This is a genomic window from Solibacillus sp. FSL H8-0523 (assembly GCF_038051985.1).
Lineage (GTDB): Bacteria > Bacillota > Bacilli > Bacillales_A > Planococcaceae > Solibacillus.
Window position 1 is genome coordinate 2,584,288 of the sequence record NZ_CP150291.1, and the last position, 15,207, is coordinate 2,599,494.

Below are 15,207 nucleotides of genomic sequence, written 5' to 3' on the forward strand. Positions count from 1 at the left end.
TTTTACCGTCTTCCTTACACATTCTCTACTTAAGACAATTGGTAATCATATGAAAACTTATGTTGGATGACATCTTTTGATAACTGCTTTAATACAGAGCTAAAATCCTTTTCTTTTTGTTGTTGCAAATACGCCTCGATTGCTTGTAGTTGCTCGGCATCCGTTTTGACTGTCGCTACTTTTACACTCGGCATTTCTTCCACTTGTTTCGGCAGTTCAATGATCGGTTGCTCTAGTTCAGCACTTGGTTGTTGTTGGAACAGTTCTAACTGTTGCTTCAATTGCTCAATTTCGAGCGCTTGCTGCTCGGCCAGTTTTTCACCGTATTGTTTTTGCATTTGCAATAAATCTACATTTGCCAATGCCTCTTCATTTTGTGCCTTCAAATGCTGTACCTTTTCTAGTAATAACTGCTTTTCTTCTTGCTCAAATTGTAGCTCCCCTTTTAACTGTGCGAGTGATTCGTCAAACTGTAATTGTTGCTCCGTACTTTGTTCTAAAATGTGCAGGTATTGCTGTTCAAACATTTGTTTTTGCTCTGTCATCTGTTCGAGTGCTTCAAGCTGCTCATCGCTTTCTGCTAACAGCTGCTCGTACTGTGACGTTGCTTGCTCTACTTGTTCTACTGTATTCTCGTGCTCTGTTTGTAGGATAGCCACTCGCTGTTCTAGTTGCGCATTGGCCTCTTGCTGCTGTTGCTGTACGTGTTGCGCGTCGTTTAAGTTGGTCTTTAATGCTTCTACACTAGACTGAAGCTCCTGTAGTTGTTCCTCGTATGCTTGTTTTTCATCATGGAAACGTACTGTTTGTTGCGCAAACTGCTCCATTTGCTGTTCGTTCTCGGCTAATTGTTGTTGGAGCTGTGTCGAAAATTGTTGCTGCTCTGTTAACAGTGCTGAGATTTGCTCAACTGATTGCTGCTCTTTTGCAAGCTGTGCTTCTAGCGCTGTACAGTGCGTTTGCGATTGTTCGACTGTCGTTTCATGCAGGCTGATTTCCTGCTTTAGTTGAATGATCCGTTGCTCTGCTTCTGCTTGCTGCTCTTTCACCTGCTGTTGCTCTAGTTGAAGCTTTTCATTTGTTGCGTTTAGAGAACGTAAGGCATTGCGCAGATCGGTCAATTTTTGCTCGTTTCCCTGGTGAAGCTGTTGATGATGAAGCAGTTCCGTTTTTTTTCGCTTCAGCTCCGTTTGAAGTGTTTCTAGCTGGGCTGTCACCTGAGGATTTTGCTGAAGCTGTTCGTTTTCCGCTTTGACTTTTAATAAATTTCGATTTAAAAGATCCAGTGCCATTTGTAGCTGTGAAGAAAGCTTTGTTTGCTTTTCAAGCAGTAGTTTTTGTTGATCAAAATCTGCCTTTAGCTTTGCATAATCCATTATTTGTCCGTTCATCAAGACACCTCCTTATGAAAATACATATAAGTTATGGAGCGCTCGACTGGCAGCCACATATTTTAACCTCGTATCGTATGGATCCTTTACTTCAAAGCGTGTACCACGGAAAATGATTACGGTATCAAATTCAAGCCCTTTCGCTAATACCGGTGTCGTAATAATCACTTGCGCGTTTGCCTGCTCGATGCCGATTTGTAAATGAATCGCCTCATTTTCTAGCTTCTCATGCAGATTCTTTGCTTCACGATTGGTCTTGGCAATAATGGCGATTTTACTATCTTTTGATTGCTCAGCAATGCATTGCCTCACTAAATCTGCAATGCCTGGGTAAATCAGCATCCCTGGTTTCACAACCGTTTGTACTTTGTCGCCATTTCTAAATGTTAAAACAGGTAAATTGTATTTCCCTTCGCTAAACGGGCGAATAATATCATTACAGTAGGTCACGATTTGATTTGTTGAGCGATAGGTTGCCTTTAATTCATAATAGCTAAACGGTCCAATCGCTTGTTCAAAATCCGACCAACTACGAAGCTGACTGCTTGGTGTTAAATTTTGTCCTAAGTCACCCATTAGCATAATCTGCTCCGTTAATGCGTTAAATACGTCCATTTCAAACGCGGTATAATCTTGCGCTTCGTCGACAATTAAATATTGGAATGGTTTTTCGTCGCTCGCTGTCAGCCACTGATGAATTACGAAAAGTGGTGCTAAATCATGCTTTTCAATCTGTGTGTACGCTGCAAGTAAATCCTGATAATTCACTTGCAACTGTGCGTTATAGCCAAATTCATCGTGAATAATTTGCATATAAATATCATCTACACAAAGATTATAATAGCGCTCAATTTGCGCAAACGCCTCTTCAAAATGTAGCGCTACCGCTGGGCGAGTCGCTTGATTTACGTTATAGTCAGAAAATGAAAGTTGTTGCCCTTCATAAGTAAGCGCGATGGCCTTCGCGTATTGTTGCGCCATTTGTTGCTTCACACATGTTTCCATGAATGATGTTAATTCTTTGCGATACGTTGTTTTTTCCATGAGCCATAGTTGATCAATATCTTGTATATATATCGTTTGCACATCCAGTAAATAGGCTTGGATCTCCTCAAATGAAACAAAAGATTTGGCGTTAAATAAGGAGCTGATTTGCGCCCATTTAAATTGCTTTTCAAACAGCTCATTATATAGAAGTGCCTTTTCCGTAAGCTTTTTCGCTGTTTCTTCACGTACGACAAATAAGGGTGTAAGCGCTTCGATATCATGTTTACGCTTTTGTTCAATTGCTTGTTGCAGCTGCTTTTTTGCCTCTTTTAAATTAAACTTTAAGGATTCTACTTTTTCAGATGCCGCTTTTTTTAGGCGCATTTCACGTTTTTCTTCATCCGTAATCAGCATTGCTTTTTTATAACTATTACTCTCTGAAATAGGACGATAATCCTCCTGTTTTAAAAATTTCATCTGCTGCTCAATGGTCAGTACCTTGGCACAGTACTGCTCAATTACATCATTTGTGAGGAGTAAGTGCTTCTGTTGTTGCAAATCGGTTAAAAAATGCGCGACTTCGTCCATAATGATTTTTTCTGTTGCATCAAAAATGGTCGCGGCTTCCTTCGCCTTGTCACGAATCGCTTGCTGTACGTAGTGCTTAAGTGCTTCCTTACTCTTCCCAAAATGGGGCTGCTGATGTACAAAATGAGCGATTTCTATAGCACTCACACTATACTTCCCTACCTGAATGGTATGCAAAAATGGGGCCAAATTACTTGTAATATATTTTGCGTATTGTTCAATATAGCGCTTGAATTCAAAGGAGCCTTTTAATTGACGCATTTCCGTATAATGCTCAAATGCTTGTAACGCTTGCGCCTTGCCTTCGTTTGCACTTAAATCATTGACTTCTGAAAAAATCATGCGATCGATTTCTTCAATTGGGCGACGTAGTAACATGACTTGCTCTAAATAAAGCTTCAATGTCGTTTGTACAATATCTTTTTCGCCAAGCTCAGGCAATACATTTTCAACATGCTTTAAAAACAGGGGGTTAGGACCAAAAACCGCTAATTTTTTCGCCTGTAAATGCGGATGCTCATACAATAAATAGCTTAAACGATGCAGCGCGATAACGGATTTCCCACTTCCTGCTGAACCCTGTACAACAATGGCATTTTCGAGCGGTAGGCTAACAAGTTCGTATTGCTCCGCCTGTAACGTTTCCACTAACGACTTCATTTCTGCGCCGCGCTTTTCTGCTAAGTTCTTCACGAGCAGTTCATCAATCGCTAGTTTTTCGGTTTGGAGCGGATGCAGTTCTTTTAATTGCCCGCCCTCAATATCAATATTGCGGTAGCGCTCAAGCTCTACATCATAGCCATCAATCCGATACCGCTTCCCGAAGTTTTTCTCGTAATAGAGCTTGGCAATTGGGTTACGCCAGGAAATCGTTGCCGATGCAATGTCCTCATTTCCAATGTAAATCGTTTCCCCTAAACGCGCGTGATCTTTCACAAAATCGATACGAGCAAAATAGGGATTATCCACTAATGCCGCCGCTTCCTTAATACGGCTATCGCCCATATGTAAAGCTAAATCATCTTCCTCGTAATAGCGGCGGATTCTTTTGCCACCGCCCGCATTTTCAAGGGCTATCGTTAAATTTGTTTTTATTCCTTCTACGGTTTTGTTTACACGGTCAAGCTCATACTTATAGGTAGCGGGTAAATAATTGGCTTTACATTTTTTATCCAGCTCTTTTCGAATTTGTTCCTCTAAGCCATCTACCGCTTCTTCTAACAATTCATCTTGGTACTCATTATGTTCTTCTATCATTAACTGCATTTGCTGTTTATGTTCCACGCGATCACTTCCTATATTTTCACTTTACTTTTCTCTTCCCTTACTAAAACAACGGTTGCAGGCTTTGCACACGGATGATTTTTCAGAGTAGGATGCACAGTATAAAGCAAACGACACATTTCACTCCATTTTGCATAAGGAACACCCGATTGTTGAATAATGTTGTCCATAAAATCACTAAACTGTAAGGGTCCCCATTGCTGTTCGAAAACACGCAGATGACCTGTTTGAATGGCCCCTTGCAGCTTTGGCTTATATTCTGCTAATAAGACAGACCCAATAAATTCGGTTGCCCCTGCTTCACCAAAGCCGATTTCATCATTCTTGTAATACTGATGAATGAGCGCAGACAGCTCGTTCGTTGAAAATTGTTGCATAAAATCAGGTAAATCAGTTGCAGGTGCGGGTAAAGAGATGCGCTTACCTTCAAGCTTTATTTGCTGAACAGGTTGCCTAATAGCTTGTTCGTAGCTTTTATTGGCCTTGTGCTTTACATAGAAAATGTAACCGACAATTGCTGAAAGTATTAAAAATAAAATAGCCCCCATTGCAGAACTCGTAAAAATTGTTAACACCGTTTGAAAAGCCCATGTACTAATTGAAAAAATTGTATTTAAAATAAAGCGAATAATCAGTAGGGCAATAATCGTCAGCCCTACCCACTTTAGTATATGATTCATGGTGACACCTCTAGATTGCACGTTGTACGCTGCATCGCATCACAGCGTTTACAGATTCGATGTGCTTTTGATTGTTGCTGGCAATCGCCACAGTTAGCACAGACGGTAAAAAAACTTGTCCCTAAATGGGCATTTTCACATAAGTTGTTTAACCCCATTGTTGCATTGATGTTTTCCTTTTCAAACAGCCAATTCACATCTGATTTTGTTTGCGCTGCTAGTTGTTGCTCTTCCGTTAAGTAAACATCGTCCTTCATACTTTTCTTTTGCATTTTATACAAAGGTGCACCGCATTTACATGTACGTGTGCCCCACTCACAGCGACAGAGTGGATTCCCACAAACATATTCGCCTTCATTTGTTTCGTGCCCATCTGCGCCGCACATAAAGCAAAAGGATTGGACGCCTATTTTATAAAGCTGTAAACGAATGAAGCGCTTAAACAGTTGCTTATTAAAATCCGCTGTACTATAAGGAAATACCCCATATTTCATCGCACCAAATGCCTGAAACTTCTCAGCAGATATAAAATTCGTACCCAGCGTCATGACTAAATGTAGCTTTTCATAAGGCATTGACTTGAAGTAATCATCCTTTGTTTTTGCTGGGTAAACGACCATAACAGTTGGCATTTGTACGTTTGTTATGAGCTCTTTTCGCTTATTTTTATTTTCGATGAAAACGGATTGTTCCGTATAGGTATAGAGCGCTTCAATTTGCGCCTCTGTTACATATTTATGCAATTGAAAAAGGGTCGGTAAAAAGCGGCTCACTTCGACTTTCTTTGTCTGTTCATGCTGTACAGTAAAAGTGATTTTTTGTCCACTTCTTTCGATCGTGAGCTTCACGCCAAACTGGGCATGATGCAGAGAAAACGTGACCGCCTCTTTTGAAAAAATATAAGCATTTAGTTCTTCGCCAAGCTTTAATGTCAATGGCCCATCGTGTACAAAACCTTCTTGCTGGAGCTGATGGAGCATTGTAAATAATACTTCGTCTGCATAGTACGTCTGGTAATCAATGCTATCATTTAGTTTAAAGGTTTTATCCATCATGGCGCGCATATAGTGATTGTAAAAACGATACAGCGTGCCGTAATCTTTGTTGTAAAGAAGCACTTGGTTTGGCACAACATAGCCCTGAATAAACTTTAAACCGCGAAACGTTTTAATTGTTTTACGAACTAAATTATATAGGCCTGTCAGCTGACTGAGTGCTTGCGAGAAGAGTTCTTCATATTCAAGTAATTGCATGCTTTCTAGTTCTGCATCGAAACGCAAAATATCTAACTCAATTTTTAACTCATTACTAGCAAGTTTGGTTTGAATCGTTAATACATTATCTTTCAGCTCTTTTATGACTTTGCGCATCTCACGCTCCAACTGATCAGCAAACGTATAAATAAAGCGATTTTCATAAATATCAATCGATTCCTCATGTACTTCCTTTAATAACTGCTGCGGAACGGGACGCGCCATGGTCGACTTCGCCCACGTTGTTGTATCCTTCATAAAATGCTGAATCGTACGTGGTGTAATCACATCAAGCTCCGCTGCATTGACCAGCATTTCTTCAGTCGTTAGCTTCACTTTCGGCTTACGTAAAATTTGCTGTAAGTGTAAGGTAATTTCTTTACGAAACACATAAAACCAAATAGCATCCGGGTCATCTATTTTTAAGCGGTCTTGTAGTTGCTTGAATGAGACCTGCCAATCCTCATCACTATAAAACTCCGCCAGTTCAATTTCGGATTCATCGTAGACGTCCACATAGTCTTGTACCTTTTGCTGCCACAATAAATATTGGTCACGCAGCTGCTCCAAATAACCGGCACTTGGTAATAGTGCTGGGTCCACAGTGATGTGAAATAACGCTTCATGCGCTTCTTCTTCAATCGTATAGTGAACGGTTACCGTCAGTAAAGGCTTCGTTGGCATTAATGTAAAGTCAAAATGTGCCACAGGCTGTAAAAATGTATGGAGCAGGTCATCATTGACATAAACCTTTTCCGGCTTCACTTGCGGCAAAAATTGTAGCTGAAATAACGTACGATAAATGTGCGGCAATTCGGTCCCTTCATACGGGGCAAATTCATTATCGAGCCAGCTATCTTTCATTCGTAAAATGACATTACTTGGCATTACGCTTCACCTTCTCTATCGCGCGGATAGTGGATGATGTGGCGCCTACTTTTTGTGCTTCTGCTAAGCGAATAATAGCATCCATCGCGAGTTCAAATTCCTCGTCATAACTTGGCATAATTTTCGGGACAATTTTTGAAACGATTTGTAAATCAATCGCCTCTTTCACATTCCAATTATTCGCCGCATAGGTTTGCATAAACGTACGCATATGACGACGCGGACGATTCCCAATTTCTAAATACAGTTGTTCGCTTAAAATTTGAAGCACTTCCTGAAGTGGGCGGCTTTGTTGGGTAACATCTACTTTTTGAATCGTAGCCATCGCCGCTTTAAAGTCGCTAAAGCTGACACTTGGCATCGCTTCAATGCGCTCCATATCCCCCACTTTATTGCTAAGTGCTGCTTGGAAATCAAGCACTTGGGCGCGGTCATAAATTTTGTCACTTAATGTATACGTTGACTCATCTTCGTTGATTGTCCCAATGAAAAATACGTTTGGCGGAATACGCAGTTTATTGCCATCAATAATATAATCTGCTAAATCTCCTGACGTACGTCCAATCGTGTCGAATAGTTCAACGACTTGCTTGGATTGCTCTAACTCTAGCTTCGAGTTAAAGTCAGAGAAATAATATTCCACACGCGCTAAGTTCATTTCATCAAGCACAATGAAGTAGAATTTATCGCGGTTCTCAGGTAACTGTGCTTTAAATAGCTCCTCTGTAAATTGAGTGGCCATGAAGCGATCGTTGAAATGATTATAAAATCCAATTAAATCTGTTTTGCTTTTCCAGTTTGGCTGAACCGCAATCGTTTCGCAAATACCGCCTAATGCGTGCGCTACAATTTTCGGTAAACTTGTTTTCCCTGTTCCTGATAAACCTTTTAAAATAATAAAACGTGTACTACGCATTGCAGCTAAGAAGCCATGAATCATAGCCGATGAAAATTCATAATTCCCTTGTGTTGCCGCATGTAAAATACGCTCTACTGCCTGGCCATCACCTGGATACTTCGTTAAATTCGAAGCTGTTTTGGCGCTCTTTTCAATTAGTACTTGGAAGCTTTCAAACATTCGACTTTCGTCTGCAATTGCATCTTTTTCTTTCTTTTGTAAACGTTGAAGTTCTGCTTCTAAGCTACGTAAACGAATTTCATAAAATGCGCTCTTATGCTCCGCCGTCGTGACGCGCTCTGCTTGTTCGCGGTAAAGCTCCGCTTGCTCACGCGTTCGAGCAAGCTCACTTTGCAGCGTTTTGTTTTGCCCCTCTACTGCATACATGCGCGTACTCATTGCTTCGTAATCCTCTTTTAATTGCTCGATGCGTGCCCATTCGACTTCGGATTGGCGGTAAATGCGTACCATTTCATCGCGGCGCTCGAGCTCTGTTTTCAGTAGGGTATTTTCAGATTCTAGCTGTGCTGTATGATCGATCCGATTTTGAAGCTGTGATTTTTCTTCCTGCAAACGTCTCGTTAGCGCAACAATACTTTCATAAGAAGCTTTGACACGCGTTAGCTCGGCTTGAGTTGTTATCGCATCAGCTAATGAAAAATCCTGCTTAAGCTTTTGAAATTGTACGCGCTCTTGCTCAATTTCCTCTTGCACCGCTAATAGTTCCTCACGCTCTTCGTCTAACGCCTGTAGCTTTTGTTTAAAGCCTTGCTGTTCCTTTAACAGTTTTTGCTCTGCCACCGCTCGTTGCTTTTCGAGCTCGCGCTTTTGCTTCGTATGCTCGGCGTTGCTATCTTTTAGCTTCACTTTTTCAATCACTAACGTTTCCTTTACATCCGCCAATTGATTCGTTAGTTTTTCAATCTTAACTTCTAGTTCAATTTTCGAATTACGCAGTGTTTCTAATTGCTGTTCTTTCACTTCATACTTTCCAAAGAGCAGCGCAAATTCATCTTCTAAAAATTGAATTTTTTCTGCTTGTGCTCCTTCTAGCTGCTTAACTTCCAATTATTTTCCCTCCAAAAATTGAATGATTGCATAGGCTTGCTGCTTTGTTTTTTGTAATAGCTCATAATAAGCGCTAGGCGACATTTGGAATAGTGTTTCATCATGATGGCTACCTGTTTTATTGCGAAGCTCTACAAGCTGCTCATACATCGGCAACACATGCGCCTGTTCTATCAAGCGTTTTTGCCATTGTCTCTGCTCTAGTTCATCTGCTAATAGCAACAAGGCCATAAAATCACGGTTGCCGTACACATGCAGCGATTGTCCTTGCTCGAGCTTTATCATTTGCTGCGCAATTTTTTTCATATTACGTAAAATAGCTGCCGGTAACGTATGTCCCATACTATAAACGATTGTTTCGATGACTTTATCTAATGTTTTTTGCTCATACGCTTGCTTCCAGTGACGCGGTGCTTGTAATGTACGCTTTGTCTCTATTAGCTCCTGCATGACGGCTTCAATGGCTAAGTTGTAATTATTAATATACGCTGCTCGCAGTGCGGGGTTGTGACGTTCACCTTGTTCAGCTTCAATGAGCACTTTTTCACCAAGCTGTAAGTATTCAAGGACCGCTTGTGAGACGGTTGTGCCTTGTAAGCCAGCCTCCACTCGGTCCAAAATCGAAACTTGGCCAATAGACCCCATCATTTCTTGCTCTAAACTTGCCTGATTGGTTTCAATAAGCCACTCAATCGCCAGCTTGCCTTGGTCTTGGTTTTCAATAATGGAATAAAGTAGTGCCGATTTTTCATTTGTAAATGGAGAGATCGCAATTGCTGGCGTGTATGTACCTTGTTCATCGTAAAAGAGCTGCTCCAATTTTAAACGAATCGGTAAATACGCTCTTTTCGTAAAGGCAAAGCTTTTCTTTTCAGCACGGATTTCCTTGGTGATGGCGTTTTCTACAGGTACTTCTTCAATGACCGCGCCGTCTTCAAAAAACTTCTTTTTAATTTCATTATAGTTATAGACAGCCCGCTTCATTTGCTCATCACATTTAACATCTTCGTAGTAGGCTTTCGTGCACTCTGTATTGCCGTCAATCTGTAAATCCAGTGTTTGCTCATAAGAAAAGAGCAATTCGTCCTCATGTACATATTCAAAAAATTGGCCACGTACTTCATCGAAAAACATGACGCCTTCTTTATATTCATAACTTGTGCTGTCAACTTCCTTATCCTTCGCTTCAAAGTAATCATGTTGCTTCACGATTAAATTTTTCAATAATAAATCATCCATTTCTGCTGCCAGAATACTTTTCCAAGCAGGTGGCAATTGCAGTTTTGTCATCAGCTCGTCAATACGATATTGCTTTATTTTACACAGCTTCAGTATGGTTTCACTAATAATCGACAACTGCTGCTGTTCCACGCTCCAGTACTTTACTGGAACAACCGTTACCGGATAATATACGTATAAACTATCAGTCGTTTTGGCCTGTCTATTTTTTTTACTAGAGAAGCTCAATTCTACGATGTTCGTCAACATAACCACACTCCTCTATATATTCATATACGTCATTAAACATTTTCGATTTGCGTAACGTTTTCACATCGCCCACAACAATTAATAACGATCTCGCACGCGAAATGGCCACATTTAATCGATTAGGGGAACGTAAAAAACCTAAAGCACGACTTTCTTGTTTAAAGTCGTTACTGCGCACCGTTGATAAAATAACAATGTCACTTTCCTTCCCTTGAAACGCATCCACTGTGCCAACAGCGACTTGCTTTTCTAAGCCGTGATTTTGCAATTGCTTTTTCAAGTAGTTTAGCTGCTCCGCATAAAACGTAATGATACTAATGTTGCCAATATTTTTTGCGTCTTTCACAAGCTGTTTTACAAGCTTAATAACGGCCTTTGCCTCTGCTTCATTCACATAACGACGGGATTCACCACCTGCTTCAAACGGTACATTTACCCAAGCTAAATGGTAACCATCATAAACGCCGCTCGTATTTGCTAGAGCATCTTCAGGTAAGCCGTGCTGTAACCCTTCTGGATAAAATAAACGGCTCACTAATCGTCCAATCTGTGGATGCATACGGAATTGCTTTCTTAGCATCACTTTCTTCGATGCCGGTAACTCTTTATACAGGCGTTCAAACAAACTTTGACTATAAATGACATCAAATTGTTCCGCATCCATTTCTAGTTGCTGCTCAAAGTCTGGCTCTAAAATATGAGGCAACTGCTTATGATCCCCTACTAAAATCACTTTCTTACCAAGCGTCATCGGAATTAATAAATCAAGCGGATTCGCGCGTGCCGCCTCATCAACAATGACCGCATCAAAAATGGCGTCGTACATGCCGTGGCGTTTTGCTACGGTTTGCTGACAAGTTGCGCCCTTTACTTGCGCATAACGCCCGATTACTTCTGCAAGCTGCAGCGGATTTGCTGAAATCTCCATTGCATATTGCTTTAAAATTTCTTGCTCTTCGCTAAGAGTAATTTGCTTTGACTGTTGCTTTAACGCTTGTAATTCAACAATACTTCGACGTAGCGCTTCTTGCACAATATGGTCATCCGTTACCAGTACGGTTGTTTGGATTTGTTCTGTACATAGCTTGCATAGCGCTGTAATCGTTTGCTCAAGTTGCTCGGCTAACGCTTCATTATTTTTTAGAAGTACCATTTTACGGCGTACATTTTTTAGTTGCTCTAAAAGCGGCTCCATTGTCATTTTCATTTGCTCACTAAACGCCACTTTGGCCTCTCTATAAAAAGCATGCCATGCTTCTACATCCGCCGATGTTTTGACTGCGCCGTTTTTAGGTAACGTTTCGTACATGGCACTATAGGGCGAAGCTTGCGGCTCGTTTACCGTAAGAGGGAGTGCCATCGTTAAATCTAGTAAAATCAAAAAGACATCGGTTGGAATGTCTGCATCTGCCTTTAAGCGCTCTACATATTGCGTAATTTGCTGCACTGTCTGTTCATGTAATGGCTGAGATTCAAACTGTTGTAGGTCCAGCAACAGCTGCTCGATATACGTTTGTTCTTGATCTTCATAACTTGTGACATTTAAAATCGGTGTGGCCATTTTTTTCGTAATGTCTTGATACGTCGCAAGCAATTGTTGCTGATACGTTTCCCCGCCATAACGGTGTGATAACATGCCGTGCTCTGTTAAGCCTTGCATGGCGTTATCTACGGCTAAATGTTGGTACGATGTAATTAAAATTTCAGACTGCTTTAGCTCAATTAAACACTTCATAATCGTTTGAATAACAGATGTTTTACCCGTGCCAGGTGGTCCTTGAATGAGTACTAAATCATTGGTATTAAGTGCGGCTTTGATCGCATTCTCTTGCGGGATATCCGGCATTTTGCCATTTACTAGCGTACTCACACTATGTAGTGGAAATGAATATTTCATCGATTCAATATTTAAAACACTTGCAGGGTTACTTAAATAATCCGCTAAATTTGGTAATACGGCCGTACGCGCTAATGTTTTCTCAAGCGCTTTTTTTCGGCGACGTTGCGCAACTTCCTCTAGTTGATTACTTACTTTAAGTACACCTGACGGATCAAAGGGCTTTTCCTCATACAAATCATCAAATGAAAAATCAATTTCTGCGTTGCGCCCATTAAGCAGTCGCAGTAGCCCAATTCGATAAGGACTATTTCGTACTTCTGTTTGAACCGTCACTTGCCCGACATGCTGTTGCCATTGCTCAAGCGCTTGCCCAGTGGCTAGTTCAAAAATGACTTTACCGTATGAAATTTTATAGGATACATAGCGTAATGGCTGACAACTCGCCACAATGTCATTCATTTTTTGCTGTTCAAAAGCCATATACGCATTCCACTCATTTAAATAGCTTTTCTCACTTTCAAAATAGAGTGGAAACGGCTTTTCAACTGTAACGTTTGCCTCTTGATAGGCTTGTGTTGAATCAAAAAACTGGACATTCGTTAAAAAAAACTTAGCCTGCAATAGCAGCCCCATTTTTTCAGCTTCTTTATAAGCAATCTTTTCTTCTTTAAGCGCGTATAGCTGGTCTTCCTCCCAATTTAAAATCAGCGTATTTGCCCGGCCATTTTCTTTGGCACTAAATAAGTAAAAATGCTGGGTCTTCGGGTGTTGCGCAACATAGGCGTACATCCCTGCATCTGCAAATGGATTGTCCCCTTGTAAATAGTGTTCCTTTTGAATGGGCTTGTCTATTTTTGATAAATTAATGGCAATCGATGCGCGGTCGATTATTTTTTGCGTCGGACGTGCAATCGTAACGGCAATATTTTGCCCATTTACATCTTCTACCCACGCATAATAGTCTACATCTAATTGCAGTAAATGGTTTACGACATTTATTTCTTGACGATTTAATACGTTACCAATAGCCTTTAGACCTTGCATAGCAACAAACATGTCTTTTCTATGCTCAAATGTTACGCGTTCCCCTATATTTAAGTCAGACGCGATGACTTCTGCATACAATGTAACAGTTTGCAAATCTCCATTGCCTTTTACTCGATACATACGATCCCTACTTTATTGATTATTTAAGAGCTCTAAATATTGTTGTACTACCTTTTCATTATTTTTGCGGAAGTACTCTAATCTATGTTCTGTGTCTGCTAGCTTTTTCTCTAGTGCAACGATTTCCTCGTTACGCCCCTCGGTTGCTGTTGGTTGTGCTGTTTGTTGCCTACGCTGGGTCATTAGCTCATTGATATGCGCCTTGAGCTTGGCTGTATCCGTATCGTATTTCTCTTTTAAACGCTCAAATGCTTGTTGTACGTCGCCATTTGCACCCGACCCGGAAAGTTCTCCCTCCAGTATCGCAACCTTTTGCTGAAGCGCCTGTATAGTTGCATCCTTCGCCTCAAGCTGCTCTTTTTCTAGCTGTTCAAATTGTTCCTGTAGCGTGTTGTTTTTTATTTGAAGCGCCGTCATTTGTACTTGCAAGGTTTCTCTCTGCTGTTCAAGCTGTACTACCATTTCTTGTAACGCTTCTGCTGATTGTAAATCAACTGTTTCCGACGTTGCTTTCTGACCAAACATTTTCATATTTTGCTTTGTTGCATGAAGTAGCTTGTCGCCCACTGACGATAAAATGTTCGTCACATCTGCCCGACTATGTTGCGCGCTTTCCATCTGCTCCGTTAACTGCTTATTAAGTGCGATTTGTTGGTGTAATTCATGCGCTGCTTGTTTCTTTGCCTCCGTTAGCGCTTCATTTTGCGCTTGTAACTCTTTCATTTCCGTCTGCTGTTGCAGCACCGTGCTTTGTTGTTGCGCTGCATTTTGCTCAAGCGACTGCGTAACTGCTAGCGCTTGCATTAAACGGTGCTGGCTATCGGCAAGCGCTTCTTGTAACGCTTGCTCCTGTTGTTGCAATAGATCTTGGTCTTTTAGGAGTTGCTCAAATTTACTTCGCAACGTTACATTTATCTCTGCCAGTTGGTTTAGGTCATTTTTCTGCGCTACGCTCATTTGTTCAAGTGACCGTAGTGTTTCATTTGCTAAAATAGATGCCAACTGCGATTGCTCTAGTTCTTGCTGTAACGTTTCATGCTGTTGTACAAGGTGGTCCATTTGCACTTTATAGCCTTGCTCTATTTCCTTGACTTGCGCAGCAATTTTTTCCTCTATTCGACGATGCGCAGTTAAAAAATAATCTGGATATTTTTTTGGGAAATGATTGTGTAAAAGTTCCGCGACAGTAAATTGAAATTCTGCACAGGACTGCGCGATTTCTATGTAGGCCGTTTTCATATTTTGTATATTTTCAATGGTCGCGATTTTTGTCACATCCACCTCAAACTGAGTTGTTAAAACAGGTTGGAGTGTTTGCTTCCATTGTAATTGCTGTTCCATTAGTTCAGCTGAAAATTGCGGATTTTTCATTTCATCGATGAGTTGCTCATATAAAGCTGTATAAAAGGAAGCAACAAATGATTCAAATATTTCAATGACATACGGTTGCATCATTTGCTGTTCTTGTAATTGATTGTTCATTTCATCCCTCGCTCGTAGATATATTAGACTATCTATTCTTTATTATTATACACCAATATTCTCTTAAAATTGCCAATGCACACTACATTCTAGAAAATCTGTTTGTTATTGTTTGCGCTATTTGAAATATAAACTATTTTAAATTTATAGAAAATAAAAAAACGGTATATGAAAAATCACCCTTTAAAGTGAC

Annotated in this window: 8 protein-coding genes; all 8 read right to left on the minus strand. The window is 40.6% G+C overall.

Annotated features, from left to right (window positions below; all coding sequences use genetic code 11):
- Nucleotides 1-29 precede the first annotated feature (29 nt).
- The 8 genes from NSQ62_RS12875 to NSQ62_RS12910 are packed head-to-tail and all read right to left on the minus strand — an operon-like array spanning nt 30 to nt 15,014.
- Nucleotides 30-1,391, minus strand: a complete 1,362-nt coding sequence (locus tag NSQ62_RS12875; RefSeq protein WP_341320536.1) for a hypothetical protein — start codon at nt 1,389-1,391, stop codon at nt 30-32.
- A gap of 12 nt (nt 1,392-1,403) precedes the next feature.
- Nucleotides 1,404-4,250, minus strand: a complete 2,847-nt coding sequence (locus NSQ62_RS12880) for a 3'-5' exonuclease (RefSeq protein ID WP_341320537.1) — start codon at nt 4,248-4,250, stop codon at nt 1,404-1,406.
- Between the two features lie 11 nt (nt 4,251-4,261).
- Nucleotides 4,262-4,930, minus strand: a complete 669-nt coding sequence (locus NSQ62_RS12885) for a hypothetical protein (RefSeq protein ID WP_341320538.1) — start codon at nt 4,928-4,930, stop codon at nt 4,262-4,264.
- Nucleotides 4,927-7,071, minus strand: coding sequence for a DUF2357 domain-containing protein (locus NSQ62_RS12890; RefSeq protein ID WP_341320539.1), 2,145 nt, complete (start codon nt 7,069-7,071; stop codon nt 4,927-4,929). The genes NSQ62_RS12885 and NSQ62_RS12890 overlap by 4 nt, the downstream gene beginning before the upstream one ends.
- A complete protein-coding gene (locus NSQ62_RS12895; protein WP_341320540.1) occupies nt 7,061-9,037 on the minus strand; it encodes a hypothetical protein in 1,977 nt (658 codons plus the stop codon). Before NSQ62_RS12895 ends, NSQ62_RS12890 begins: the two co-directional genes overlap by 11 nt.
- Nucleotides 9,038-10,525: a hypothetical protein gene (locus NSQ62_RS12900; protein ID WP_341320541.1), complete on the minus strand. Its 1,488-nt coding sequence runs from the start codon at nt 10,523-10,525 to the stop codon at nt 9,038-9,040.
- Complete coding sequence (locus NSQ62_RS12905; RefSeq protein WP_341320542.1) at nt 10,491-13,532, minus strand: AAA domain-containing protein; 3,042 nt, start codon at nt 13,530-13,532, stop codon at nt 10,491-10,493. Before NSQ62_RS12905 ends, NSQ62_RS12900 begins: the two co-directional genes overlap by 35 nt.
- 12 nt (nt 13,533-13,544) lie before the next feature.
- A complete protein-coding gene (locus NSQ62_RS12910) occupies nt 13,545-15,014 on the minus strand; it encodes a hypothetical protein (RefSeq protein WP_341320543.1) in 1,470 nt (489 codons plus the stop codon).
- Between the last annotated feature and the right edge of the window lie 193 nt (nt 15,015-15,207).